Here is a 25,025-nt window from a genome sequence, read left to right as displayed (position 1 = left end):
CCAGCCGGGACCGAGCCTTTCCGAGTCGAGTCGCACGGGCGGAGTCACCCGGGGGTGAGTCGGCTGGGGTCGGGTCACCTGATGGAGTGAAGAGCGAGGGGAAGGGAAGCCGGGAGTCTTCCCGTTGCGCCCATCCTTGGGCATGCAGTCAAGCAACGGCGGTCCCCACGGGGACGGGGGCGGCGCCGAGGGCCCGTCCGGGAGCCACGAGGGCCGGGAGCAGCCGCCCGAGGACCTGCGGTATCGCGATCCGTGGTACGACGCGCTGGCGTCCGGCTGGGGTGAGGGGGAGGGGGCGGGAGCCCCCGCCGCAGGGGTGCCGGCGGCCCGGCGGGAGGAAGCGGGCCGGCCGGGTGCGGGGACGGCGGCCGAGGTGTACCTGGAGGTGCAGCGCAGTGCCGCGTTCCAGGAGGTGCGCGGTCGCTACCGGAGGTTCGTGGTGCCGGCGGTGATGGTCTTCCTGGTCTGGTACGTCGCCTACGTCGTGACCGCGACGACCGCGCCCGGGCTGATGGCGCGGCCGGTGGCGGGCGCGGTGAACGTGGCGATCCTCGCGGGGCTCGGGCAGTTCCTCACCACCTTCCTCTTCGCGTGGGCCTACGCCCGGCACGCCCGGCTGCGGCGGGACCGGGCCGCGCTCGAACTGCGCTGGGACACGCAGGTGCTGACACGGGGGACCATGCGGGAGGGCGCGTCATGACCGGTGGCCACCAGGTGCCGGCGCTGGTGCTGTTCAGCGGGTTCGTGGCGGTCACGCTGGCCATCACGACCTGGGTGAGCCGCAGAAGACACGGTTCGGCGGAGGAGTTCTATGCGGGCGGGCGGCTCTTCTCCCCGATGGAGAATGGTTTTGCCATCGCCGGGGACTACGCCTCCGCCGCCTCCTTCCTCGGTGTGCCCGGGCTGATCGCGCTCTTCGGTTACGACGGGGTGCTGTACGTGGTGGGCTTCCTCGTCGGCTGGCTGGTGGTGCTGTTCCTCGTCGCCGAACTGGTGCGCAACTGCGGCCGCTTCACCCTCGCCGACGTGGTGGCGGCCCGGATGAGCGAGCGGCCGGTGCGGATCGCGGCGGGCACGTCCTCGGTCACCGTGTCCGTCCTGTACCTGGTGGCGCAGATGGTGGGCGCGGGCAGTCTGGTGGCCCTGCTGCTGGGGCGGACGGGTGCGGGCGGCGCGGCGCAGGCGTGGGCCGTGATCGTCGTCGGTGCGCTGATGGTGGTGTATGTGTCGCTGGGCGGGATGCGGGCCACCACCTGGATCCAGATCGTCAAGGCCGTCCTGCTGCTCGCCGGGACCGTCGTGCTGACCGTACTCGTCATGGTCCGCTTCCACGGCGATCCCGCCCGGCTGCTGCGTGCCGCGGCCGAGCACAGCGGCCACGGGGCGGCCTTCCTGGCGCCCGGCCTGAAGTACGGCGGTGACTGGACCGCGCGCCTGGACTTCATCAGCCTCGGGCTCGCGCTGGTACTCGGCACGGGCGGTCTGCCGCACATCCTGTCCCGCTTCTACACGGTGCCGACCGCACGGGCGGCGCGCAGGTCGGCGCTCTGGTCCATCGGACTCATCGGCGGCTTCTACCTGATGACGATCGTGCTCGGGTTCGGGGCCGCCGCGATCGTCGGGCCCCAGGCCGTGCGCGGGTCGAACGCGGCCGGGAACACGGCGGTCCCGCTGCTCGCCCTCGACCTCGGCGGTGGTGCGGACTCCACGGGCGGCACGGTGCTGTTCGCGGTGGTGGCCGCGGTCGCGTTCGCCACCATCCTCGCCGTGGTCGCCGGGATCACGCTCGCCTCCTCCGCGTCCGTCGCCCACGACCTGTACGCCTCGCTGAGGCGGCGTGGCGGGCGGCAGCGCGGCGAGGTGGCCGTGGCACGGATCGCGGCCGTCGGCGTCGGGGTGGTCGCCATCGGCCTCGGTCTGCTCGCCCGCGACCTCAACGTCGCCTTCCTGGTCGGGCTCGCCTTCGCCGTCGCCGCCTCGGCGAACCTGCCGGTGCTCCTCTACTCCCTGTTCTGGCGGGGGTTCACCACCCGTGGCGCGGTGTGGGCGGTGTACGGGGGCCTGATCCCGGCCCTGGGGCTCGTCGTGCTCTCCCCGGTCGTCTCGGGCAGCCCGGAGTCCCTCTTCCCCGGCGTCGACTTCCAGTACTTCCCGCTGGAGAACCCGGGCATCGTCTCCATCCCGCTGGGCTTCCTGGCCGGCTGGCTGGGCACCGTCACCTCCGCGGAACCGCCCGACGAGGCCAAGTACGCGGAGACGGAGGTGCGGTCGCTGACCGGGGCGGGGGCCGTGTGAGCGGCGCCGGCCCCGGCCGTCGTCACACCGAGGGCCGGCCTGGCGGGCTCCCCGGCGACCGGTCGCCGGGCGGGCGCCCTCGCCCTGGCCGGGGGAGGCGTCCCACGGCACCTGCGGCACCGGACCGGCCGGTCACCGGTGGCCACCGGCACCGGCCGCCCCGCGTCACGGCGCCAACCACGCGTAGCGGTGCTCCGGGCGCCCGGTGTCGCCGTACTTGAGTGACAGGCGCAGCCGGCCGGCCTGTTCCAGGTGGCGCAGGTAGCGCTGGGCGGTGGACCGGCTCAGGCCGGTGCGCTCGGCCACCTCGTGGGCCGACAGCGGCCGGCCGGCGCCGTGCAGGACACCGCAGATGAGGTCCGTCGTCGGCTCCGAGTGGCCGCTGGGCAGGCCGGGGGAGGACGGTGCCGGTGTGGTGCGCAGGGCACCGAAGATCCGGTCGACCTGCTCCTGCCCGGCCACTCCGCGGCCGCCGACGCGGTCGACGGTGCGGCGCAGGGCGGCGTAGGAGTCAAGGCGGGTGCGCAGCGCGGTGAAGGTGAAGGGCTTGACCAGGTAGTGCAGCGCACCCAGCCGCATCGCCTGCTGCACGGTCGCCACGTCGCCGGCCGCCGTGATCATGATGACGTCGGTTCCCAGGCCCTGTTCGCGCATGCGGTGGACGAGTTCCAGACCGGTGCGGTCGGGCAGGTAGTGGTCGAGCAGGACCAGGTCGATGCCTCCGCGTTGTACGGCGGCCAGTGCCTGGGCAGCACTGTGCGCGCGGGAGGTCACCCGGAAACCGGGAACCTTTCCCACGTACTTCGCGTTGATCTCGGCGACACGGAAGTCGTCGTCGACCACCAGGACGTCAATCATCGGGCCTCTCTCCCTCAAGGCCTGGCGAGCGTTAAGCCCGTGTTTCGGCTCCGTTGTTGTAGCGCGAGCAAAACGAGCACAACAGGTGCTTGCGAGCAAAAGAACGGCTTGCGAACAGAAGACTGCTGCTGTGGCGGGGGCCACACCTACCGTCCCGGGTCATGAGCGCAGACACCAGCCCCGCCATCGAGCTACGGGGCGCGAGCAAGACGTTCAGGACCCCGTCGGGGGGCCTGCACACCGCGGTGAGGGATCTCGACCTCACCGTGCGGCGCGGCGAGTTCGTGGCCGTGGTGGGACCCACCGGCTGCGGCAAGTCGACCACGCTGACGCTGGTCAGCGGGCTGGAGGAGCCCACCGAGGGTGAGGTGCTGGTGGCCGGCGAGCCGGTGACCGGTGTCGGCGGCAAGGTCGGCTTCGTCTTCCAGCAGGACGCCACCTTCCCCTGGCGGACGGTGCTGTCCAACGTGATGGCCGGGCCGCGTTTCCGCGGTGTGCCCAAGGCGGAGGCGAAGGAGAAGGCACGGGCGTGGCTGGCCCGGGTCGGGCTCGCCGCCTTCGAGGACCGTTACCCGCACCAGCTCTCCGGCGGTCAGCGCAAGCGGGTCGCGCTCGCCGCGACCTTCGTCAACGACCCCGAGATCCTGCTCATGGACGAGCCGTTCTCGGCGCTCGACGTCCAGACCCGGGCGCTGATGTCGGACGAGCTGCTGGAGCTGTGGGAGGGGACGGGCTCCTCGGTCGTCTTCGTCACCCACGACCTGGAGGAGGCCATCGCGCTGGCCGACAAGGTGGTCGTGATGACGGCCGGCCCGGCCACCGTGAAGCAGGTCTTCGACATCCGCCTGCCCCGGCCGCGCAAGGTCGAACAGGTGCGCCTGCAGAGCGAGTTCATCGACATCTACCGCGAGATCTGGCAGTCCCTGGGCGAAGAGGTCCGCATCACCCGTGAAAGAGGTGCCGCCCATGTCGCCTGAGACACTCAGCACGCCGGTCGCCGAGGTGGCCAAGACGCCCGACAGGGCGCATTCCCGGGCGCGCGCCGCGCGCAAGCGGAAGGTGATCGTCACCGCCGCCCGCGTCCTGCTCCTGGTGGCCGTGCTCGGCCTGTGGGAGGCCCTCTCCCGCGCGGAGGTCATCGATCCCTTCAACTTCTCGATGCCGTCCAAGATCTGGGACCAGATGTGGACGTGGATCACCCACGGCACCGCGCTCGGCTCGCTGGGCGAGCAGATCTGGTACACCCTCTACGAGGCTCTGATCGGCTGGGTGTTCGGTGTGGTGGCCGGTGTCGTCCTCGGCATCGCGCTGGGCCGCATCCCCTTCCTGGCCGACGTCCTGGGCCCCTACATCAAGGTGCTCAACTCGCTCCCCAGGATCGTGCTCGCCCCGATCTTCGTGATCTGGTTCGGGCTCGGCCCGATGTCCAAGATCGCCTCGGCCGTCGTCCTCGTCTTCTTCCCGGTGTTCTTCAACGCCTTCCAGGGCGCCCGCGAGGTAGACCGCAACCTGGTGGCCAACGCGCGGATCCTCGGCGCCAGCGACCGCAGGGTCACCTTCCAGGTGGTCATCCCGTCCGCCACCACCTGGATCTTCACCAGCCTCCACGTCAGCTTCGGCTTCGCCCTCATCGGCGCCATCGTCGGCGAGTACATCGGCGCCACCAACGGCATCGGCCTGCTCGTGGCGCAGTCCCAGGGCACCTTCAACGCGGCCGGTGTGTACGCCGCGATGGTCATCCTCGCCGCGGTCGCCCTCGTCGCCGAGGGGCTGCTCACCTTCGCCGAGCGCCGTATCTTCCGCTGGAAGCCCGCCGACTCCGGCCACTGAGTCGCCGACTCCGGTCACCGAGCTGCCGTTTCGGCCGCTGAGCCGCGGCCTCGCCACTGTGCCACCGGTCCGCCGGTGCGCCGGTGCGCGGGTCTGCAGGCCCGCAAGTCCGCCGGGTCCGCAGGCCCGCGGTCCGCGCACCGAGCCGCCGGCCCCTCGGGCCCGCCCGGCGCCATCCTCTTCCCCGCACCCCGCCCCGTACCGCTCACCCCTAGGACGTGAATCGTCATGCGCAAGACCACCAGACTCGCGGCGTCGGCCGCCACCGGCCTGCTCGCCCTGTCCTCCCTCACCGCCTGCGCCAACGACGCGGCCGGCTCGGCGGCCGGCAGCGGCAGCGGCGGCGGCAAGGGCGAGCACGTCAAGATCATGGTCGGCGGCCTGGACAAGGTCATCTACATGCCCGCCATGCTCACCCAGCGCCTCGGCTTCTTCTCCGCCGAGGGACTGAACGTGGAACTGCTCAGCGAGCCCGCCGGCGTCCAGGCCGAGACCGCGCTCGTGTCGGGCCAGGTCCAGGGCGCCGTCGGCTTCTACGACCACACCCTCGACCTCCAGGTCAAGGGCAAGGACATCGAGTCCGTGGTGCAGTTCTCGCACGCGCCGGGCGAGGTGGAGGTGGTCTCCGCCAAGGCCGAGGGGAAGATCACCTCTCCTAAGGACTTCAAGGGCAAGAAACTCGGCGTCACCGGCCTCGGCTCCTCGACCGACTTCCTCACCAAGTACCTCGCGGTGAAGAACGGCGTGAACGTCAGCGACTTCACCCCGGTCGCCGTCGGTGCCGGACCGACGTTCATCTCCGCGCTGCAGAAGGGCTCCATCGACGGCGGTATGACCACCGACCCGACCGTCGCGACCATCCTGGACAAGAAGGCCGGCAAGATCCTGCTCGACATGCGCACCCCGGAGGGCTCGCAGGAGGCGCTCGGCGGCCCGTACCCGTCGTCGAGCCTGTACATGCAGACGGAGTGGGTCAACAGCCACAAGGACACCGTCCAGAAGCTGGCCAACGCGTTCGTCAAGACGCTCAAGTGGATGTCCACCCACAGCGCGACCGAGATCGCCGACAAGATGCCCGCCGACTACTCGCAGGGCAACAAGCTCCTGTACGCGGCGGCCATCAAGAGCACGCTGCCGATGTTCACCACGGACGGCGTCATGCCGGCGAACGGTCCCGAGACCGTCGAGAAGGTCCTCAAGGCGTTCAACCCCACCATCAAGAACGCCAAGGTGGACCTGAGCAAGACCTTCACGACGGAGTTCGTCAAGAAGGCCACCGGCTGACCTCCGTGCCGGCCGCGGGAGGGGAACGGACTCCGTCCCCTGCACCCCGTGAGCCGTGTCCTCAGACGCGGGCCGCCCACACGTAACGGTGTTCGGGGCGGCCCGCGTCGCCGTACCGGAGGGTCAGCCGGGCCCGCCCCGCGCGCTCCAGCAGCTTCAGATAGCGCTGGGCGGTCTGCCGGCTCAGCCCCGTCCGGTCGGCGACGTCCTGCGCCGACAACGGCGCGTCCGCGCGGATCAGGGTCTGGCGTACGAGGCCGGCGGTGGTGGGGGAGTGCGCCCGGGGCGGGCCCGGCGCCGTGGACGCGGACAGCGCCCCGAAGATGCGGTCCACCTCCGCCTGTTCGGCCTCCCCGCCGCCGTCCAGGGTGCGGCGCAGCGCGGCGTACGCCTCCAGCCGGGGCCGCAGGCCCGCGAACGTGAACGGTTTGACCAGGTACTGCAGCGCGCCGTGCCGCATCGCCGCCTGGACGGTCGCCACGTCCCGGGCCGCCGTCACCATGATCACGTCGCTCTGGTGGCCGCGGCGGCGCATCTCCCGCACCACCTCGAGCCCTGTCCGGTCCGGCAGATGGTGGTCCAGGAGCACCAGGTCCGGGCGCGGCAGTGCCTCCAGCCGGTGCAGCGCCTCGGCCGCGCTGTGCGCCAGGCCCGCGACGCGGAAGCCGGGCACCTTGGCGACGTACGCGGCATTGACCCGCGCGACCCGGGCGTCGTCGTCCACGACCAGAACCTCGATCACCGTGCCTCCTCATCGGGGGAAGCGGGGACGTCGGCGGAAGCGGGGGAAGCGGCGGCGGGGCCGGACGCGGCGGTGGTGCCGCCGGACGCGACGGTGGCTGGGTCGGACGCGACGGGCCCGGCGGCGGTGACGGACCCGCCTGTGGTGACGGGCCCGACGGACGCGAGGGCCCCGGCGGGAGCGGCGGCGGGGGCCGGGGCCGCGCCCTCCTCCAGCGCCTCCGGCAGCACCACCGTGAACTCCGCGCCGCCGCCGTGCGCCGCGCCCACCGTCGCGCTCCCGCCCTGCCGCTCGGCCAGCCTGCGCACGAGGGAGAGCCCTATGCCGCGCTTCCCGTGCGCCGGTGGCCGCTTGGTGGACCAGCCTTCCGTGAAGACCAGTTCGCGCAGCTCGGCCGGGATCCCCGGACCCGTGTCGCGGACTCTCAGGACGGCGCTGCGCCCCTGGGTGCGCAGCTCGACCTCCACGCGCGCGTGCGGCGTCGCCGCCACCGCGTCGAGTGCGTTGTCCACGAGGTTGCCGACGACGGTGACCAGGCCCCGAGGGTCGACCAGCCGGTCCGGCAGCCACGTCCGGTCGGAGATCCACAGCGCCACACCGCGCTCGGCCGCGACGGTGGCCTTGCCGACGAGCAGGGCGGCGAGCAGCGGGTCCTGGATCTTCTCGGTGACCTGCTCCGCGGTGGCCCGGTGATCGCCCACCACCTCCCCGACGAACTCCACCGCGTCGTCGTACATCTCCAGTTCCAGCAGCCCGAGCAGGGTGTGCATGCGGTTGGCGTGCTCGTGGTCCTGGGCGCGCAGCGCGTCGATCAGGCCCCGGGTGGAGTCCAGTTCCCGGCCGAGCTGCTCCAGTTCGGTGCGGTCGCGCAGGGTGGCGACGGCGCCGCCGTCGTCGGTCGGCATCCGGTTGGCGACCAGCACCCGCTGTCCGCGTACGGTGAGCAGGTCGGTGCCGGTCACCCGCCCGGCCAGGACGTCGGTCGTACGGCCCTCGCCGAGGGCCTCGTCCAGGGAGCGGCCCACGGCCTCGTCACCGATGCCGAGCAGCCGTCGCGCCTCGTCGTTGAGCAGCCGCACCCGGCCGTCCCGGTCCAGGGCCACGACGCCCTCGCGGATGCTGTGCAGCATGGCCTCCCGTTCGGCGAGCAGGGCCGCGATGTCGGAGAAGGCCAGGTCCCTGGTCTGCCGCTGCACCCGCCGGGAGACCAGCCAGGCGGCCAGCGCGCCGACGGCCAGGGCTCCGCCCGCGTACGCGAGCAGTCCGGGGATGGCGTCGATCAGGCGGGCGCGGACGCTGGTGTAGGCGATGCCGACCGAGACGGCCCCGACGATGTGGTGGCGGTCGTCGTAGAGCGGCACCTTGCCGCGGGCGGAGCGGCCCAGGGTGCCGGTGTCGATCTGCATGACCTTCTGGCCGGCCAGAGGGGCTTCGGGACTCGTCGAGACGATCCTGCCGATCTGCTCGGGATCGGCGTGCGACCAGCGTGTGCCCCGCAGGTCCATCACCACGACGTACTCGGCCCCTGTCGCGCTGCGGATCCGTTCCGCCTCCCGCTGCACCGGTCCGTCCGCACTGGGCGGGGTGCGCTGGAGGTCGCGGGCGATCTGCGGGTTCTCGGCGGTGGTCTCGGCGATCGAGAGGGCGCGCCGCATCGCCTGGTCGTCCAGCTGGTGGCTGAGCGGCGCGAGGAACAGCCCGGTCGCCAGGACGGCGACTCCCGCGGCGATCGCCAGCTGCGTCAGCAGCACCTGGGAGAACGCCCGCCGGGGCAGGCCCAGGCGTCGGCGGCGTGCGGGGGCAGTCGTGCTCATGCGGATGACGGTACGGTGCGGGACGGCGGCCGCCCCAGGTGGTGTGGCGCGGATCTCCCGGCGCAGCCGATTCCCGCGGGCGGCTCTCCGGGCCGAGCCGATCCCGCGCGCGGGTCTCCCGGCCGTGGCGACTTTGCGCGCTCTCTCCCGGCCGAGCCGACTCCGCGCGCCGCTCTCTCCCGGCCGGTTCTCCCGGCGGTTCCGGTGGGCTCAGTGGTGCGGCCGGGGCACCGCCAGTTCGCGCACGGCCCGCACGTCCATGCGGGCCGGCGTGCCGAGCACCGACGCGCCGCAGCTCTCCGGGCGCGGCGGACCGGAGGTGCCCCGCGCCACGGTGACGTGCCAGCGGCGTCCGTCGACATGGGCGACGGTCACTTCCCAGCACGATGCGGCGCCCTCCGGGCGCGGCGCACGGGCCGGGTCCGGTACACCGGGGCCGGCCGGAGGAGCGGTGGGTACGACGGTCAGCGCGTCGGCGCGGTATTCGCCGGCCGCCTCGCGCACGGCCAGTTCGGCGGCCTGCGCGGGCCGGTCCCAGGCGCTGCGGCCCCGGCAGCCTTCGAGGACGACCCGGCCCTCCCCCACGCCGTGCAGAACCTCCTCGACCGCGTGGGCCTCGGCGCGTCCGTACGCGTACCCGTGGGGGAGGACGAGCAGGGTGGGGGAGAAGCGGTGGCCGCCCAGGTGCGAGACCTCCCAGGTGCCCCCGACCCCGCGGGAGGAGAGTTCCGCGGCGAGGGGCCGGCCCAGCAGGGCGCAGCACCGGTCGCGTCTGCCGTTGGTGCACACGAGGGCGAGCGGGCTCGCTGTGTGCGGCCCGCCCGTCAGGACCGTGTCGAAGGTGTGGTGGTCACCCCTGCCGAGGGCGGCGAAGTCGAGGTCCAGCAACTGTTCGGGGGCGGCGGTCACCGCGCCGTGCAGCCAGGTGGCGCCGGGCAGGGTGTGGGCCGCGTACACATGCCGCATCGAAGGGGTGTGGCAGTCGGCGTGCCGTCCGGGGCGGCGGATGAGGGCGATCCGGACGCCGGTGCCCTGTGCCGCCCGCTCCAGTGCGCGTCCCAGGGCCGGGTCCAGGTGGCTGGACGTGAGCGCCTTGGCGCCCCAGGGGCCGGGCTGTTCCAGCAGCAGCCACGTCGTCGCCGTGGGCGCGGTGGCGGACAACGGTTCGCCGAGCTGCCGGGAGGCGGTCGCGCACGTACTCACAGGGGCGAGCCTACTGCGGCCGGACCCCTGCGGACCGTCCGGGCCCGCCCGGCACCCCGGCGCCGACGTGCCAGCTTCTGTGCGGGCACTCGCGCAGCCGCAGCCGCAGCCGCAGTCGCGGCCGCACCTTCCGATCGACTGGAAGGACGCCAAGCGCCCCATCGGCCGGCAGGCCGGCGCCGACGCGGCGAAAGATCCGCGCTGCCGGGCACCAGCGCGGATCTCCGGGCAGATGTTGCGCGCCCGCGCGTGAGGGCGTGACCCGCAGGGGCCGTGACGGTGCCCCGCGCGGGGGGAGCCGCTCGCCGTCTCCGGGCCGGTGAGCGGCTCGTATCCTGGTGCGGCAGTCAGTCCGCGCGCCCGCACCGGGTCCCGTCGCCCCGGGCGCGCACCGCACCGCTGGGAGAGAGGTCGCACGGTGAGCCAGCCGCTCCGGAACCCGTACCCGGACCCGGACCGCGACCCGGACCCGCGTCCCGTCGCGGCCCCGGTCACCGCCCCGCCCGCCGCACGCCCGGGCAGCGCCCAGATCCCCGTCGTCGTGCTCGCCGGATTCCTCGGCGCCGGGAAGACCACGCTGCTCAACCACCTCCTCCACCACAGCGGCGGCAGCCGGATCGGCGCGATCGTCAACGACTTCGGGGCCATCGAGATCGACGCGATGGCGGTCGCGGGCGCGCTCGGCGACTCCACCGTCTCCCTGGGCAACGGGTGCCTGTGCTGTGCCGTGGACGCGGGGGAGCTGGACCAGTACCTGGACCGGCTGACCCGCCCCGGCGCCGGCATCGACGTGATCGTCGTCGAGGCGAGCGGGCTGGCCGAGCCGCAGGAACTGGTCCGGATGGTGCTGGCCAGCGAGAACCCCCGGGTCGTCTACGGCGGCCTCGTCGAGGTGGTCGACGCCGCCGAGTTCGACGGCACCAGGGCCCGGCACCCCGAGATCGACCGGCACCTCGCGCTCGCGGACCTCGTCGTCGTCAACAAGACCGACCGCGCCACCGGCGGCGAACAGGTGCTCGCCACCGTACGGTCCCTCGTCGACCGGGCCGCCGTCGTCCCGGCCTCCTACGGCCGTGTGGACCCCGAGTTCCTGTTCGACTGCCGGCCCGGTGAGGAACGTGTCGGGCAGCTGTCCTTCGACGATCTGGGCGCCTTCGGGGAGGACGGCCCCGACGACGCCCACGACCACCACGCCGGCCATCTGCACGCCGGCTACGACAGCCTCTCCTTCGTCTCCGACGTGCCGCTCGACCCCCGCCGCCTGATGCGGTTCCTGGACAGCCGGCCCGACGGGCTCTACCGCATCAAGGGGTACGTCGGCTTCGGCCCGTACGACCCGCGCAACCGCTACGCCGTGCACGCCGTGGGCCGGTTCCTGCGCTTCTACCCCGAACCCTGGCCGGCCGGCGAACCGCACCGCACCCAGCTCGTGCTCATCGGGTCCGGCACCGACGTCCCCGGCCTCGTCAAGGAACTCCAGGCGTGCGAGGCGGACACCCCGCACGCCGACGAGCACGGCATGTGGGGCGTCCTGCGTTACGTCCAGGGCCCTGGCCAGGAGGACGTACCCACCGAGGACCCGCCCGTCTAGGACCGGTCCGGGACAGACTCGGCCCAGGCCGGGACGGATCCGGCCCGCGCCGGGACCAACTCACCCCGCGCCCGGACGGACTCACCCCGCGCCGGGACGGAGGGGACCCGCCTGCGGACGGATTCGACCGGGACGATTCGACCCGGTCCGGAGGGGCCCCGAGCGTCCCCCGTCGGGACCCGCTCGGGCTCCCCCCCCGGGGGCCGGACGGCTCCCCGCCCGGCCCCGAACGGCCTCACGCCCAGGCGGGACCGGCCACCACCGCCACCGTCTTCGGCAGCGACACGCCCGAGCCGTCGCGGCGCGGGTCGATCTCCGGGAGTTCGGCCGGGTTGCCGTTCTTCTGCGCGGCCAGCGCCGGGGTGGGGCCCGCCCAGGCGAACGACAGGCAGTCCTCGCCCTTCAGGAACCGCTGGCAGCGCACACCGCCGGTGGCCCGGCCCTTGCGCGGGTACTGGTCGAACGGTGTCACCTTGGCCGTCGTCTGCACCGAGTCGTCCAGCGTGCCGCGCGAGCCCGCGACCGTGAACACCACCGCCTCCGCGGCCGGGTCCACCGTCGTGAAGGAGATGACCTTGGCGCCGTCGGCGAGCTTGATGCCCGCCATGCCGCCGGCCGGGCGGCCCTGCGGCCTGACCTGGGACGCCTGGTAGCGCAGCAACTGCGCGTCGTCCGTGACGAAGACCAGGTCCTCCTCACCGGTGCGCAGCTCGGCCGCGCCGACGATCCGGTCGCCCTCCTTGAGGGTGATGACCTCCAGCTCCTCCTTGTTGGCGGGGTAGTCGGGGACCACCCGCTTGACGACACCCTGCTCCGTGCCGAGCGCGAGACCGGGCGAGGACTCGTCCAGCGTGGTCAGGCAGATCACCGTCTCGTCGTCGTCCAGGGAGATGAACTCCGCGATCGGCGCGCCGCCGGACAGGTTCGGCGCCGCCGCCGTCGGGGGCAGCTGGGGCAGGTCCACGACGTTCACCCGCAGCAGGCGGCCGGCCGACGTGACCACGCCGACCTCGCCGCGCGCCGTGGCCGGGACCGCCGAGACGATCACGTCGTGCTTGTGCCGCCTGGCGTCCGTGTCCTGCGGGAAGGGCCCGTCGTCAGTCGTGCGGGCCAGCAGACCGGTCGAGGACAGCAGGACCCGGCACGGATCGTCCGCCACCTGCAGCGGCACCGCCGCGACCTGGACGGCGCCCGCCTCCAGCAGGACCGTGCGCCGCGGGGTGCCGAACTTCTTGGCGACCACGGCGAGTTCGTTCGAGACCAGTTTGCGCAGCTCCGCGTCGGACTCCAGGATCCGCGTCAGCTCCTCGATCTCCGCGGTGAGCCGGTCCTTCTCCGCCTCCAGCTCGATACGGTCGTACTTGGTCAGCCGGCGCAGCGGCGTGTCGAGGATGTACTGCGTCTGGACCTCGCTGAGCGAGAACCGCTCCATCAGGCGCTGCTTGGCCTGCGCGGAGTTCTCGCTGGAGCGGATCAGCCGGATGACCTCGTCGATGTCCACCAGCGCCGTGAGCAGGCCCTCGACCAGGTGCAGCCGGTCGCGCCGCTTGCCGCGCCGGTACTCGCTGCGGCGCCGTACGACCTCGAAGCGGTGGTCGAGGTAGACCTCCAGCAGCTCCTTCAGCCCGAGCGTGAGGGGCTGGCCGTCGACCAGGGCGACGTTGTTGATGCCGAAGGACTCCTCCATCGGCGTCAGCTTGTAGAGCTGCTCCAGGACCGCCTCCGGCACGAAACCGTTCTTGATCTCGATGACCAGGCGCAGCCCGTGCTCGCGGTCGGTGAGGTCCTTGACGTCGGCGATGCCCTGGATCTTCTTCGCGCCGACCAGGTCCTTGATCTTGGCGATGACCTTCTCCGGACCGACCGTGAAGGGCAGCTCGGTGACGACGAGGCCCTTGCGGCGGGCGGTCACCGTCTCCACCGAGACCGTGGCGCGGATCTTGAAGGTGCCGCGGCCCGACTCGTAGGCGTCCCGGATGCCGGACAGGCCGACGATCCGTCCGCCGGTGGGCAGGTCGGGTCCCGGCACGTGCCGCATCAGCGCGTCCAGGTCCGCGTTCGGATGGCGGATCAGGTGCCGGGCCGCCGCGATGACCTCGCCCAGGTTGTGCGGCGGCATGTTCGTGGCCATGCCGACGGCGATGCCCGACGCGCCGTTCACCAGCAGGTTCGGGAAGGCGGCGGGCAGCGCCACCGGCTCCTGCTCCTGGCCGTCGTAGTTCGGCGCGAAGTCGACCGTGTCCTCGTCGATCGACTCGGTCATCAGGCTCGTCGCCTCGGCCATGCGGCACTCGGTGTACCGCATCGCGGCGGGCGGATCGTCGTTGCCCAGGGAGCCGAAGTTGCCGTGGCCGTCGACCAGCGGGACACGCATCGAGAAGGACTGGGCCAGCCGCACCAGCGCGTCGTAGATCGACGCGTCGCCGTGCGGGTGGAGCTTGCCCATGACCTCGCCGACGACACGGGCGCACTTCACGTAGCCGCGCTCGGGGCGCAGGCCCATCTCGTTCATCTGGTAGACGATGCGGCGGTGCACCGGCTTCAGGCCGTCCCGGGCGTCCGGCAGGGCGCGCGAGTAGATGACCGAGTACGCGTACTCGAGGAAGGAGCCCTGCATCTCGTCGACGACGTCGATGTCGAGGATCTTCTCCTCGTAGGGGTCGTCGGGCGGCGGGGTCTTCGTGCTGCGGCGGGCCATCGCTGCCGGCTCCTTGCTGAAGCGTGTGACGGGATCTGACGCCGACCATTGTGGACCGCCGGACTGACAACGTGGACCGGACCCCGCCCCGGAGGGTCCCGCGCGCCCCCTGTCCGCCCCGATCCGCTTCCGCTCCCGGCGTACGGCGAGCGGGAACTTCGCCAGCGGTCCGCACGCTTGCATACAGTGGCAGGACCGGCAGGAACAGGGCGGTTCCCGGACCGCCACCGCGATCGAAGGGACGTACATGCCCATGGGTCACACGGCCACAGCCGAGGCAGGCTCCGGCGGCCTGACAGCGACCGAGCACCGCCTGGCCAACGGCCTGCGCGTGGTGCTCTCCGAGGACCACCTGACCCCGGTCGCGGCGGTGTGCCTCTGGTACGACGTCGGCTCCCGCCACGAGGTCAAGGGGCGCACCGGCCTGGCTCACCTTTTCGAGCACCTGATGTTCCAGGGCTCCGCCCAGGTCAAGGGCAACGGTCACTTCGAACTGGTGCAGGGCGCAGGCGGCTCCCTCAACGGCACCACCAGCTTCGAGCGCACCAACTACTTCGAGACCATGCCCGCCCACCAGCTGGAACTGGCCCTCTGGCTGGAGGCCGACCGCATGGGCTCGCTGCTCGCCGCGCTGGACGACGAGTCGATGGAGAACCAGCGCGACGTCGTCAAGAACGAGCGCCGCCAGCGCTACGACAACGTGCCCTACGGCACGGCGTTCGAGAAGCTGACCGCCCTCGCCTACCCGGAGGGCCACCCGTACCACCACACGCCCATCGGATCCATGGCCGACCTGGACGCGGCCACCCTGGAGGACGCGCGCGCGTTCTTCCGGACGTACTACGCGCCGAACAACGCCGTCCTCTCGGTCGTCGGCGACATCGACCCGCAGCAGACCCTCGCCTGGATCGAGAAGTACTTCGGCTCCATCGCCGCCCACGACGGCAAGCCGCAGCCCCGCGACGGCGCACTGCCCGAGATCATCGGCGAACAACTGCGCGAGGTCGTCGAGGAGGAGGTCCCGGCCCGCGCCCTGATGGCCGCCTACCGGCTCCCGCACGACGGCACGCGCGCGTGCGACGCGGCCGACCTCGCGCTGACCGTCCTCGGCGGCGGCGAGTCCTCCCGGCTGTACAACCGGCTGGTGCGCCGCGACCGCACCGCCGTCGCCGCCGGGTTCGGCCTGCTGCGGCTGGCCGGCGCGCCTTCCCTGGGCTGGCTCGACGTGAAGACCTCCGGCGACGTCGAGGTGCCGGTCATCGAGGCCGCCATCGACGAGGAACTGGCCCGGTTCGCCGAGGAGGGCCCGACCGCCGAGGAGATGGAGCGCGCCCAGGCCCAGCTCGAACGCGAGTGGCTGGATCGGCTCGGCACGGTCGCGGGCCGCGCCGACGAACTGTGCCGCTACGCCGTCCTGTTCGGTGACCCGCAGCTCGCCCTGACCGCCGTCCAGCGCGTCCTGGAGGTGACGCCGGAGGAGGTCCAGGAGGTCGCCAAGGCCCGCCTGCGCCCCGACAACCGCGCGGTCCTCGTCTACGAGCCGACCGCCCCCGACGCACAGGAGCAGGCACCGGACGCGGACGCCGCGGCCGGCGACGACACCGAGGAGACGGCGAAGTGACCGAGCTGGCCACCATGGAGTTCCACCCCCGTCCCCAGGCGGGCGAGGCCCGGCCGTGGGCGTTCCCGGCCCCCGAGCGCGGCACGCTGGACAACGGCCTGACGGTGCTGCGCTGCCACCGCCCCGGCCAGCAGGTCGTCGCCGTGGAGGTGCTCCTCGACGCACCCCTGGACGCGGAGCCGGCCGGCCTGGACGGCGTCGCCACGATCATGGCGCGGGCCTTCTCCGAGGGCACCGACAAGTACTCCGCCGAGGAGTTCGCCGCCGAACTGGAGCGCGCGGGCGCCACCCTGGACGCGCACGCCGACCACCCCGGCGTACGGCTCAGCCTGGAGGTCCCGGCCTCCCGGCTGGCCAAGGGGCTCGGGCTGCTGTCGGACGCCCTGCGGGCACCGGCGTTCGCCGAGTCCGAGGTCGAACGGCTGGTGCGCAACCGGCTCGACGAGATCCCGCACGAGCTGGCCAACCCCTCCCGCCGGGCCGCCAAGGAACTCTCCAAGGAGCTGTTCCCGGCCACCGCGCGCATGTCGCGTCCCCGCCAGGGCACGGAGGACACCGTCGGCGCCGTCGACGCGTCCGCCGTCCGCGCCTTCTACGACCGGCACGTACGCCCCGCGACGGCCACCGCCGTGGTCGTCGGCGACCTCACCGGCATCGACCTCGACGAGCTGCTGGGCGAGACCCTGGGCTCCTGGACCGGTTCGCGGGCCGAGCCGCGGCCCGTGCCGCCGGTCACCGCCGACGACACCGGCCGCGTCGTGATCGTGGACCGGCCCGGTGCCGTCCAGACGCAGCTGCTCATCGGCCGCACCGGCCCCGACCGGCACGACCGCGTGTGGCCCGCCCAGGTGCTCGGCACCTACTGCCTGGGCGGCACCCTCACCTCCCGCCTGGACCGCGTCCTGCGCGAGGAGAAGGGCTACACCTACGGGGTGCGGTCGTTCGGCCAGGTGCTGCGCTCCGCGCCCGACGGCACCGGCGCGGCGATGCTCGCCATCAGCGGCTCGGTCGACACGCCGAACACCGGGCCCGCGCTGGACGACCTGTTCACCGTGCTGCGCAAGCTGGCCGCCGAGGGCCTCACCGAGGCCGAGCGGGACGTCGCCGTGCAGAACCTCGTCGGTGTGGCGCCGCTCAAGTACGAGACGGCCGCCGCCGTGGCGAGCACGCTGGCCGACCAGGTCGAGCAGCACCTGCCCGACGACTACCAGGCGACGCTCTATCAGCAGCTCGCCCAGACCGGCACGGTGGAGGCCACCGCGGCGGTCGTCAGCGCCTTCCCGGTGGACCGGCTGGTGACGGTGCTCGTCGGGGACGCGGCGCAGATCAAGGAGCCCGTCGAGGCGCTCGGCATCGGCCCGGTGACCGTCGTCGCCGCCGAGTAACGCGCCGCCCGGCACGCGCGCGTGGGGCCCTGGTGACGGACGCGTCACCAGGGCTCTGGGATGTCCGGATTGGGGGAGTGGCTGCCCTTCTGCCCTGTGGCCTGCGCTACAAAAACCCGGATCCGTTTGGGATCGGAAAGCGGGCCCGTCTAGCGTCGGTCCGGCTGTTCGTCGGGCAGTGCGCCGCACCCGCGGCACCGGACAGCCATCGCCGAGTCCCCGTACGGCGCGAGCCAGGGGAGCCGGGGACCCACTCAGTCCCTGGGGTGAATCGGGCGCCGCGCACGCGCGGGGCCCGTAGGAGACCTTCCTGCTCCGAACCCGTCAGCTAACCCGGTAGGCGAGAGGGAAGGAAAGGACCAGCCACCACATGGCGTTCACGCGCGCCACCGGGAAGCACCGCCGTCCCGGCCGGGTGCAGCGCACCACCGCCCGCGCGGCGGGTGTCGCGGCCCTCACCACCACCGGCGTCATCGGCACCCTCGCCGCCTCCCCGGCCCTGGCCGCCGAGACCCCGGCCCCCGCGGACACCGGCCTCACCCCGGTCGTCAGCCTCGGCGACACCGTCGCCGAGCGGGTCGACGCCCAGGCCGCCGCCCAGCTGGAGGCGGCCCGGCACAAGCAGGCCGAGGAGGCCGCGCGCAAGCGGGCCGCCGAGCAGGCGAAGAAGGCGCGCGAGGCCAAGGAGCGGGCCGCCCGCGAGGCCGAGCGCAAGCGCCTCAACACCTTCGTGCCGCCGATCACCGGCTCGTACGTCTCCACCGGCTACAAGACCGGCGGCTCCCTGTGGTCCTCCGGCTCGCACACCGGCATCGACTTCCACGCCGCGAGCGGCACCGCGGTGCACGCGGTCGGCGTCGGCACCGTCGTGCAGACCGGCTGGGGCGGGGCGTACGGCAACCAGGTCGTGATCAGGATGGCCGACGGCATGTACACCCAGTACGGGCACCTGTCGTCCATCGACGTCTCGGTGGGCCAGCAGGTCACGCCGGGGCAGCAGATCGGCCTGTCCGGCGCCACCGGGAACGTCACCGGCCCGCACCTGCACTTCGAGGCGCGCACCACCCCCGACTACGGCTCGGACGTCGACCCGATCGCCTACCTGCGCAAGCACGGCGTGAACGTCTGACGGCGGCACCTGCGAGGGCGTGCCCGTCCGACGGCCCGTACCTCCGAACACGTGGACGCTGATCACGCGGACATCTGAACGACACCGAAAGCCCCGGCCGCCCGGCCGGGGTTTTCGGTATTCCCAGGCTCCGCGTTGACCAAAAAATAACCCCGGATTCCGTCGTGCGGTCGGAAATTCCCGCGCATTGTCATAGAGTCGCGGAACACGCGTTCGTCGCGGAGTCGCACGGGATCAATGCGGAGGTCGGTCATGCGCGTTCCGGCGCACTCGGTGTGCACGGCGATCCGGGACGACATCGTCGCCGGCGTCCACGAGCGCGGCGCCCGGCTCGCCGAGGAGGTCCTCGCCCGACGCTACGGCGTCTCGCGCGTGCCCGTGCGCGAGGCCCTGCGCACGCTGGAGGCCGAGGGTTTCGTCGTGACCCGCCGGCACGCCGGCGCGTGTGTCGCCGAGCCCACCGGGCAGGAGGCCGCCGACCTGCTGGAGATGCGCCTCCTGCTGGAGCCGCTGGGCGCGGCGCGGGCCGCCCAGCGGCGCACCGAGGCCCATCTGAAGGTGCTGCGCGGCCTGGTCAGGCTGGGGCGGGAGCGGGCGGGCAGCGGCGGCGAGGAACTGCGGTCGCTGGCGGCCTGGTTCCACGAGACCCTGGCGCAGGCCTGCGGCAGTCCCGCGCTGACCGCCGCCCTGACCCAGCTCCGGTACAAGATCGCCTGGATGTACGGGGTGCCGGACCCGGCCGACCCGGTGGAGGCCTGGGACGAGCACAGGGCGATCGTGGACGCCGTGGCACGCGGCGACGCCGAGCGCGCGCGGGCGCTCACCGCCCTGCACACGGAGCGGGTGACCGCCGCGCAGCGTGTGAGCGCCCCGAAACGTCCCGTCAACACATCGGGCGTCCGGCATTAACAAGGCTGCCGTATACAAAGAGGAAATCGACCGGAGGAAGCGCCGGGCGGTTATTCGCGCCGCCTCGAATTCGCGCGCGTCTCCGGTGTGCGCGATCACGTTTCCGGTGTGCGCCCGATCGCGTTCTCGGTATGCGCCCGCGCGCGTTATCGCCGGGCGGCACGATCGTGATTCCGGCGTGCGCGCGCACTTTTCCGGAGCGCACTGAACACGCGAAAACCGCGCCGCCCGTGAAGAAAAGGGCGACGCGGCTTTCGTCCGCGCTGTGCTGCACCGCGGCCGGTGAGCGGCGGCCGGGCGGGGCCGTGGCCGCGCCCGGCACTCGGTGAGCGGTGAGCGGTCAGACGGTCTCGGGAAGCTCCTCGAGCCCCTCGGCGACCAGCTTGGCCAGCCGGTCCAGGGCGGCGTCCGCACCCTCGGCGTCGGAGGCGAGGACGATCTCCTCGCCGCCCTGCGCGCCGAGGCCGAGGACGGCCAGCATGGAGGCCGCGTTGACGGGGTTGCCGTCGGCCTTGGCGATCGTCACGGGGACCCCTGCGGCCGTGGCGGCCCGGACGAAGATGGAAGCGGGGCGGGCGTGGAGGCCCTCGGCCCAGCCGACGTTGACGCGGCGCTCAGCCATGTGATGCTGCCCTTCAGTGTTTCAGGTTGTCTAGACCAGTTTCCCATACGTGAAGCACGTCCCGGACGGCACCGCAACCGGTGTCCCGGCGGTGCCGGACCGCGGCCTCGGTCCGGCAGGTGCCCGCCCCGGGCGTGTCCTCGCGCGTGTGCTCCACAGACTGCCTCGCGCCGTCGCCGGACGCGAGCCGTACTCTGGGGCCCATGCGCACCTCGTCGGACCGGCACGAGTATCCCGCCCACTGGGAGGCGGACGTGGTGCTGCGCGACGGCGGCACCGCGCGGATCCGCCCCATCACCGCCGAGGACGCCGACCGGCTGGTCAGCTTCTACGAACAGGTGTCGGACGAGTCCAAGTACTACCGCTTCTTCGCGCCCTACCCGCGACTGTCCGCGAAGGACGTCCACCGCTTCACGCACCACGACTTCGTGGACCGGGTGGGACTCGCGGCCACCATCGGCGGCGAGTTCATCGCCACCGTACGCTACGACCGCCTCGGCGCCGCCGGAGCGCCCACCGCCGTGTCCGCCGACGCACCGGCCTCCGCCCCCGCCGCCCCGTCCGCCGCCGCGCCCGCCCTGTCCGAGCCCGCCGACGAGGCCGAGGTCGCCTTCCTGGTGCAGGACGCCCACCAGGGCCGCGGCGTCGCCTCCGCGCTCCTGGAGCACATCGCGGCGGTCGCCCGCGAGCGCGGCATCCGCCGTTTCGCCGCGGAGGTGCTGCCCGCCAACAACAAGATGATCAAGGTGTTCACCGACGCCGGGTACACCCAGAAGCGCAGCTTCGAGGACGGCGTCGTACGCCTGGAGTTCGACATCGAGCCGACCGACCGCTCGCTGGCCGTGCAGCACGCGCGCGAGCAGCGCGCGGAGGCGCGCTCGGTGCGGCGGCTGCTGGTACCCGGCTCGGTCGCCGTCATCGGAGCGGGCCGCGCGCCCGGGGGCGTGGGCCGCACCCTCCTCGGCCATCTGCGCGAGGCCGGTTTCACGGGCCGGCTGTACGCCGTCAACCGGGCCTTCGGCCAGGAGTGCGAGGAGATCGACGGGGTGCCCGCCCGCCGCTCGGTGCGGGAGATCGACGGACCGGTCGACCTCGCCGTGGTCGCCGTACCGGCCGGGCAGGTGCCCGAGGTGGTCACCGAGTGCGGCGAGCACGGCGTGCAGGGACTCGTCGTGGTCTCCGCCGGGTACGCGGAGAGCGGCCCGGAGGGGCGGGAGCGCCAGCGCGCCCTGGTGCGGCAGGCGCGCACGTACGGCATGCGGATCGTCGGGCCGAACGCGTTCGGGATCGTCAACACCTCGCCGCAGGTCCGGCTGAACGCCTCCCTCGCGCCCGAGATGCCCCGGCCCGGCCGGATCGGCATGTTCGCCCAGTCCGGCGCCATCGGCATCGCCCTGCTCTCCCGGCTGCACCGGCGCGGCGGCGGGGTGACCGGGGTGACGGGCGTGTCGACCTTCGTCTCCTCCGGCAACCGCGCGGACGTCTCCGGCAACGACGTCCTCCAGTACTGGTACGACGACCCCGACACCGACGTCGCCCTCATGTACCTGGAGTCCATCGGCAACCCGCGCAAGTTCACCCGGCTCGCCCGGCGCACGGCGGCGGTGAAGCCGCTCGTCGTCGTGCAGGGGGCCGGCTCGGCGCCCCAGGGGCACGCCGTCCGGGCGACGCGGCTGCCGCACGCCACGGTGTCCGCGCTGCTGCGGCAGGCCGGCGTGATCCGGGTCGACACCATCACGGAGCTGGTCGACACCGGGCTGCTGCTGGCCCGGCAGCCGCTGCCCGCCGGGCCCCGGGTGGCGATCCTCGGCAACTCCGAGTCGCTGGGCGTCCTCACCTACGACCGCTGCCTGGCCGAGGGCCTGCGCCCCCAGCCGCCGCAGGACCTCACGACGGCCGCCTCCGCGGAGGACTTCCGGGCGGCGCTGTCCCGGGCGCTGGCCGACGAGACGAGCGACGCGGTGGTGGTCACCGCGATCCCGGCCCTGGGGGAGGGGGCCACCGAGGACGCGGCCCTGGCCGAGGCGCTGCGCTCGGCCGCCGAGGCGACCCCCGGCAAACCGGTGCTCGTGGTCCACGTCGAACTGGGCGGCCTCGCGGAGGCCCTCTCGGCCGCGGCCAGCACGGGCCCGCATCCCAACGGCACCCCGCCCCAGCCCGTCCCACCGGCCCCCGGCCTCCCGGCGGCCCCGGCCCCCGGCCCCTGGGCGGCCCCGCCCGCCGCGCCCGGCTTCCGCCCGGCCCCGCTCCCCGCGCCCCCCGCCCCCGCCCCGTCGGGCGGCGGTCCGCGGCTCATCCCCGCCTACCCCGCCGCCGAGCGTGCGGTGCGGGCCCTCGCCGAGGCCGTGCGGTACGGCCAGTGGCGGCGCGAGGCGGCCGAACCGGGCAAGGTGCCCGAGTACGACGACATCGACGAGAAGGGCGCCGCCGCCCTCATCGGCGGGCTCCTCGCGCGCGGGCAGGGCCTCACCCTCGGCACCGAGGAGACCTGCGAGCTGCTCGGCAGCTACGGGATCCACGTCCGCCGGGCCGTCCCCGCGCCCACCCCGGACGCCGCCGCCGAAGCCGCCCGCACCCTCGGCTACCCGGTCGCCCTGAAGGCCACCGCCCCGCACCTGCGCCACCGCGCCGACCTGGGCGGCGTACGCCTCGACCTCGCCGACGAGGAACAACTGCGGCGGGCCTACGCGGAATTGACGGACCTGTTCGGCAGCCCGCAGGCAGTGCGGCCGGTGGTGCAGACGATGGCACCCCGCGGCGTCGACACCGTCGTCCGGGCCGTCATCGACCCGGCGGCCGGCGCGGTGCTCTCCTTCGGGCTCGCCGGAGCCGCCTCCCAGTTGCTCGACGACACGGCGCACCGCCTGGTCCCGGTCACCGAACCGGAGGCCACCTCCATGATCCGCTCGATCCGGACTGCCCCCCTCCTGTTCGGCTGGCGCGGCTCGGCGCCGGTCGACACGCCTGCCCTGAAGGAACTGCTGCTGCGGGTGTCCCGCCTGGTCGACGACCACCCCGAAGTCGTCGCGGTCACCCTGGAGCCGGTCGTCGTCGCCCCGCGCGGGCTGAGCGTGCTCGGCGCGAGCGTGCGCCTCGCGCCCCCGCCCGTCCGCGACGACCTCGGCCCGCGCACCCTCCCGGCCTACTGACCGGATCCCTCGCACCGACGGTGCCTCGCAGTCAGTGCCTCCCCGTAGGATGGACGGCATGGCCAAGACCAGTACGACGACCCAGGGGCTGCGGGCGGCGATCGAACGCAGCGGCTACTACCCGGCTCTCGTGGCCGAGGCGGTGGAGGCCGCCGTGGGCGGCGAGCCCATCCGGTCGTACCTGGTCCACCAGGAGACCACCTTCGACCAGAACGAAGTACGGCGGCACGTCACGGTGCTCGTCCTCACCGGCAACCGCTTCATCGTCAGCCACACCGACGAGCAGGCCGCCGACAGCACCTCCCCGACGCCGTACGCCACCACGTCCACCGAGTCGGTCAAGCTCGGCCGGATCTCGTCGGTCGTGGTCAGCCGGGTCGTCGCCAACCCGGAGCAGTACAAGCCGGGCACCCCGCCGCGCGAGGTCGTCCTCACCATCGGCTGGGGCGCCGTCTCCCGCATCGACCTGGAGCCCGCCGCCTGCGGCGACCCGAACTGCGAGGCCGACCACGGCTACACCGGGAGCTCGACCGCCGACGACCTGAGCCTGCGCGTCAGCGAGGCCGGGGACGGCCCGGAGACCGTGCGCCAGGCCCTCGACTTCGCCCAGGCCATCTCCGAGGCCACCGCGGACGTCACCCGCTGATGTCGGCACAGCCCACCGCCTGGGACCACCCCGAACCCCTGGCCGTCGCCTCCGCGCCCGTCCCCGAGTACGGCTCGGGCTCGCTCGCCGACCTGCTGCCCACGCTGGCCGCGGGCATGGGCGTACCGGAGACGACGGCCGCGATCGGCGAGCTGACCCCCACCGACCGCGCCTGCGTCTTCCTGATCGACGGACTCGGCTGGGAGCAGCTGAGGGCGCACCCCGACGAGGCGCCCTTCCTGACCTCCCTGCTGGGCAGCTCGCGCGGCGGCACCGGCCGCCCGCTCACCGCCGGCTACCCGGCCACCACCGCGACCTCCCTCGCCTCCGTCGGCACCGGCCTGCCCCCGGGCGCGCACGGCCTGCCCGGCTACACCGTGCGCGACCCGGCCACCGGCGGCCTGATGAACCAGCTGCGCTGGCAGCCGTACACCGATCCGCGCGCCTGGCAGCCGTACCCCACGGTCTTCGAGCTGGCCCACCGCGCGGGGGTGCACGCCGCGCAGGTGTCCTCCCCGACCTTCCAGAACACCCCGCTGACCAAGGTCGCGCTCAGCGGCGGCACCTTCCTGGGACGGCTGACCGGCGAGGACCGCATGGACGCGGCGGCCGGGCAGCTCGCCGCCGCCGACCGCGCCCTCGTCTACACGTACTACTCCGAACTCGACGGCGCCGGCCACCGCTACGGCGTGGACTCCGACGCCTGGCGCGGCCAGCTGATGTGCGTCGACCGGCTGGTCCAGCGCCTGGCCGAGCAGCTTCCGCCGCGCAGCGCCCTCTACGTCACCGCCGACCACGGCATGGTCGACATCCCGTTCGACGAGGAGCACCGCCTCGACTTCGACGAGGACTGGGAGCTGCGGGCCGGCGTCGCCCTGCTCGGCGGCGAGGGCCGCGCCCGCCACGTCTACGCGGTGCCCGGCGCCGCGGACGACGTGCTGACCTGCTGGCGCGAGGTGCTCGGCGAGCAGTTCTGGGTGGCCTCGCGCGACGAGGCGATCGAGGCCGGCTGGTTCGGTCCGCGCATCGACGAGCGGGTGTACGCGCGGATCGGCGACGTCGTCGCGGCGGCCCGGGACGACGTCCTGCTCATCGCCTCCGAGCGGGAACCCAAGGAGTCCTCGATGGTCGGCAACCACGGCTCGATGACCCCTGCCGAGCAGTTGGTCCCCCTCCTCGAAGTACGCTCCTGAAGCCTCCTCCGCCCGCACCCTCTCCCTCACCGACCTCGCCGAAAGGTGCCCGCCCC

Annotated in this window: 19 protein-coding genes and 1 riboswitch; of the genes, 13 read left to right on the top strand and 6 right to left on the bottom strand. The window is 73.3% G+C overall.

The annotated features are described in order from the left end of the window. Positions 1-142 precede the first annotated feature (142 nt). Positions 143-700: a DUF485 domain-containing protein gene (locus AC6I72_RS07965; RefSeq protein WP_498000163.1), complete on the top strand. Its 558-nt coding sequence runs from the start codon at positions 143-145 to the stop codon at positions 698-700. Continuing rightward, on the top strand, positions 697-2,295 hold the full coding sequence (locus AC6I72_RS07960) for a monocarboxylic acid transporter (RefSeq protein WP_498000162.1): 1,599 nt from the start codon (positions 697-699) through the stop codon (positions 2,293-2,295). Before AC6I72_RS07965 ends, AC6I72_RS07960 begins: the two co-directional genes overlap by 4 nt. Before the next feature lie 165 nt (positions 2,296-2,460). On the opposite strand, the gene AC6I72_RS07955 is transcribed toward AC6I72_RS07960, so the two are convergent. After that, on the bottom strand, positions 2,461-3,153 hold the full coding sequence (locus tag AC6I72_RS07955) for a response regulator (RefSeq protein ID WP_498000161.1): 693 nt from the start codon (positions 3,151-3,153) through the stop codon (positions 2,461-2,463). 161 nt (positions 3,154-3,314) lie between these two features. Here AC6I72_RS07955 and AC6I72_RS07950 point away from each other — a divergent pair, with 161 nt between their 5' ends. From AC6I72_RS07950 to AC6I72_RS07940, 3 genes are all read left to right on the top strand, one after another. Continuing rightward, the gene (locus AC6I72_RS07950; RefSeq protein ID WP_498000160.1) at positions 3,315-4,130 is read left to right on the top strand and encodes an ABC transporter ATP-binding protein; all 816 of its coding nucleotides are present in this window, start codon (positions 3,315-3,317) and stop codon (positions 4,128-4,130) included. Further along, positions 4,120-4,983 carry an ABC transporter permease gene (locus AC6I72_RS07945; protein WP_498000159.1) on the top strand — a complete coding sequence of 288 codons (864 nt, stop codon included), beginning with the start codon at positions 4,120-4,122 and terminating at the stop codon, positions 4,981-4,983. The genes AC6I72_RS07950 and AC6I72_RS07945 overlap by 11 nt, the downstream gene beginning before the upstream one ends. 228 nt (positions 4,984-5,211) lie before the next feature. After that, a complete protein-coding gene (locus tag AC6I72_RS07940; protein WP_498000158.1) occupies positions 5,212-6,267 on the top strand; it encodes an ABC transporter substrate-binding protein in 1,056 nt (351 codons plus the stop codon). A gap of 61 nt (positions 6,268-6,328) precedes the next feature. Here the strand turns inward: AC6I72_RS07940 and AC6I72_RS07935 are convergent, their stop codons facing one another. From AC6I72_RS07935 to AC6I72_RS07925, 3 genes are all read right to left on the bottom strand, one after another. Continuing rightward, positions 6,329-7,009, bottom strand: a complete 681-nt coding sequence (locus tag AC6I72_RS07935) for a response regulator (protein ID WP_498000157.1) — start codon at positions 7,007-7,009, stop codon at positions 6,329-6,331. Then, a complete protein-coding gene (locus tag AC6I72_RS07930; protein ID WP_498000156.1) occupies positions 7,006-8,823 on the bottom strand; it encodes an ATP-binding protein in 1,818 nt (605 codons plus the stop codon). The genes AC6I72_RS07935 and AC6I72_RS07930 overlap by 4 nt, the downstream gene beginning before the upstream one ends. Before the next feature lie 210 nt (positions 8,824-9,033). Then, positions 9,034-10,026 carry a ferredoxin family protein gene (locus AC6I72_RS07925; RefSeq protein ID WP_498000155.1) on the bottom strand — a complete coding sequence of 331 codons (993 nt, stop codon included), beginning with the start codon at positions 10,024-10,026 and terminating at the stop codon, positions 9,034-9,036. 529 nt (positions 10,027-10,555) lie between these two features. Here AC6I72_RS07925 and AC6I72_RS07920 point away from each other — a divergent pair. Beyond that, the gene (locus AC6I72_RS07920) at positions 10,556-11,617 is read left to right on the top strand and encodes a CobW family GTP-binding protein (protein WP_498004622.1); all 1,062 of its coding nucleotides are present in this window, start codon (positions 10,556-10,558) and stop codon (positions 11,615-11,617) included. Positions 11,618-11,852: 235 nt separating this feature from the next. Here AC6I72_RS07920 and AC6I72_RS07915 read toward each other — a convergent pair whose 3' ends face one another. Then, the gene (locus AC6I72_RS07915; RefSeq protein WP_498000154.1) at positions 11,853-14,315 is read right to left on the bottom strand and encodes a DNA gyrase/topoisomerase IV subunit A; all 2,463 of its coding nucleotides are present in this window, start codon (positions 14,313-14,315) and stop codon (positions 11,853-11,855) included. Between the two features lie 247 nt (positions 14,316-14,562). On the opposite strand from AC6I72_RS07915, the gene AC6I72_RS07910 reads away from it, so the two are divergent. From AC6I72_RS07910 to AC6I72_RS07895, 4 genes are all read left to right on the top strand, one after another. Next, entirely contained in the window at positions 14,563-15,936 is a 1,374-nt protein-coding gene (locus tag AC6I72_RS07910) for a M16 family metallopeptidase (protein WP_498000153.1), read from the top strand. Then, on the top strand, positions 15,933-17,321 hold the full coding sequence (locus tag AC6I72_RS07905; RefSeq protein ID WP_498000152.1) for a M16 family metallopeptidase: 1,389 nt from the start codon (positions 15,933-15,935) through the stop codon (positions 17,319-17,321). Before AC6I72_RS07910 ends, AC6I72_RS07905 begins: the two co-directional genes overlap by 4 nt. Before the next feature lie 199 nt (positions 17,322-17,520). Further along, positions 17,521-17,679, top strand: a riboswitch (cyclic di-AMP (ydaO/yuaA leader). A gap of 12 nt (positions 17,680-17,691) precedes the next feature. Next, positions 17,692-18,450 (top strand): M23 family metallopeptidase, encoded by a 759-nt coding sequence (locus AC6I72_RS07900; protein ID WP_498000151.1) that lies wholly within the window; start codon positions 17,692-17,694, stop codon positions 18,448-18,450. 252 nt (positions 18,451-18,702) lie between these two features. After that, positions 18,703-19,359: a GntR family transcriptional regulator gene (locus AC6I72_RS07895; protein ID WP_498000150.1), complete on the top strand. Its 657-nt coding sequence runs from the start codon at positions 18,703-18,705 to the stop codon at positions 19,357-19,359. A 340-nt stretch (positions 19,360-19,699) separates the two neighbouring features. Here AC6I72_RS07895 and AC6I72_RS07890 read toward each other — a convergent pair whose 3' ends face one another. Then, the gene (locus AC6I72_RS07890) at positions 19,700-19,981 is read right to left on the bottom strand and encodes an HPr family phosphocarrier protein (RefSeq protein WP_030021209.1); all 282 of its coding nucleotides are present in this window, start codon (positions 19,979-19,981) and stop codon (positions 19,700-19,702) included. A 203-nt stretch (positions 19,982-20,184) separates the two neighbouring features. On the opposite strand from AC6I72_RS07890, the gene AC6I72_RS07885 reads away from it, so the two are divergent. From AC6I72_RS07885 to AC6I72_RS07875, 3 genes are read left to right on the top strand one after another with little or no spacing between them, the layout of a single operon-like run. Further along, positions 20,185-23,130: a bifunctional acetate--CoA ligase family protein/GNAT family N-acetyltransferase gene (locus tag AC6I72_RS07885; RefSeq protein ID WP_498000149.1), complete on the top strand. Its 2,946-nt coding sequence runs from the start codon at positions 20,185-20,187 to the stop codon at positions 23,128-23,130. 49 nt (positions 23,131-23,179) lie between these two features. Next, positions 23,180-23,776: a DUF5998 family protein gene (locus tag AC6I72_RS07880; protein ID WP_498004621.1), complete on the top strand. Its 597-nt coding sequence runs from the start codon at positions 23,180-23,182 to the stop codon at positions 23,774-23,776. Continuing rightward, entirely contained in the window at positions 23,776-24,969 is a 1,194-nt protein-coding gene (locus AC6I72_RS07875; protein WP_498000148.1) for an alkaline phosphatase family protein, read from the top strand. Before AC6I72_RS07880 ends, AC6I72_RS07875 begins: the two co-directional genes overlap by 1 nt. The last annotated feature ends 56 nt before the right edge of the window (positions 24,970-25,025 follow it).

The organism is Streptomyces sp. Xyl84 (assembly GCF_059731885.1).
Note: the sequence above shows the minus strand (reverse complement) of the source record. Positions and strands in the feature narration are given on the sequence as shown.

Excerpts from the sequence above, each read along its gene's own strand:
- AC6I72_RS07965 (WP_498000163.1), top strand. The coding sequence starts at position 143 with ATGCAGTCAAGCAACGGCGGTCCCCACGGGGACGGGGGCGGCGCCGAG.
- AC6I72_RS07960 (WP_498000162.1), top strand. The coding sequence starts at position 697 with ATGACCGGTGGCCACCAGGTGCCGGCGCTGGTGCTGTTCAGCGGGTTC.
- AC6I72_RS07955 (WP_498000161.1), bottom strand. The coding sequence starts at position 3,153 with ATGATTGACGTCCTGGTGGTCGACGACGACTTCCGTGTCGCCGAGATC.
- AC6I72_RS07950 (WP_498000160.1), top strand. The coding sequence starts at position 3,315 with ATGAGCGCAGACACCAGCCCCGCCATCGAGCTACGGGGCGCGAGCAAG.
- AC6I72_RS07945 (WP_498000159.1), top strand. The coding sequence starts at position 4,120 with ATGTCGCCTGAGACACTCAGCACGCCGGTCGCCGAGGTGGCCAAGACG.
- AC6I72_RS07940 (WP_498000158.1), top strand. The coding sequence starts at position 5,212 with ATGCGCAAGACCACCAGACTCGCGGCGTCGGCCGCCACCGGCCTGCTC.
- AC6I72_RS07930 (WP_498000156.1), bottom strand. The coding sequence starts at position 8,823 with ATGAGCACGACTGCCCCCGCACGCCGCCGACGCCTGGGCCTGCCCCGG.
- AC6I72_RS07915 (WP_498000154.1), bottom strand. The coding sequence starts at position 14,315 with ATGGCCCGCCGCAGCACGAAGACCCCGCCGCCCGACGACCCCTACGAG.
- AC6I72_RS07910 (WP_498000153.1), top strand. The coding sequence starts at position 14,563 with ATGCCCATGGGTCACACGGCCACAGCCGAGGCAGGCTCCGGCGGCCTG.
- AC6I72_RS07900 (WP_498000151.1), top strand. The coding sequence starts at position 17,692 with ATGGCGTTCACGCGCGCCACCGGGAAGCACCGCCGTCCCGGCCGGGTG.
- AC6I72_RS07895 (WP_498000150.1), top strand. The coding sequence starts at position 18,703 with ATGCGCGTTCCGGCGCACTCGGTGTGCACGGCGATCCGGGACGACATC.
- AC6I72_RS07890 (WP_030021209.1), bottom strand. The coding sequence starts at position 19,981 with ATGGCTGAGCGCCGCGTCAACGTCGGCTGGGCCGAGGGCCTCCACGCC.
- AC6I72_RS07885 (WP_498000149.1), top strand. The coding sequence starts at position 20,185 with ATGCGCACCTCGTCGGACCGGCACGAGTATCCCGCCCACTGGGAGGCG.
- AC6I72_RS07880 (WP_498004621.1), top strand. The coding sequence starts at position 23,180 with ATGGACGGCATGGCCAAGACCAGTACGACGACCCAGGGGCTGCGGGCG.
- AC6I72_RS07875 (WP_498000148.1), top strand. The coding sequence starts at position 23,776 with ATGTCGGCACAGCCCACCGCCTGGGACCACCCCGAACCCCTGGCCGTC.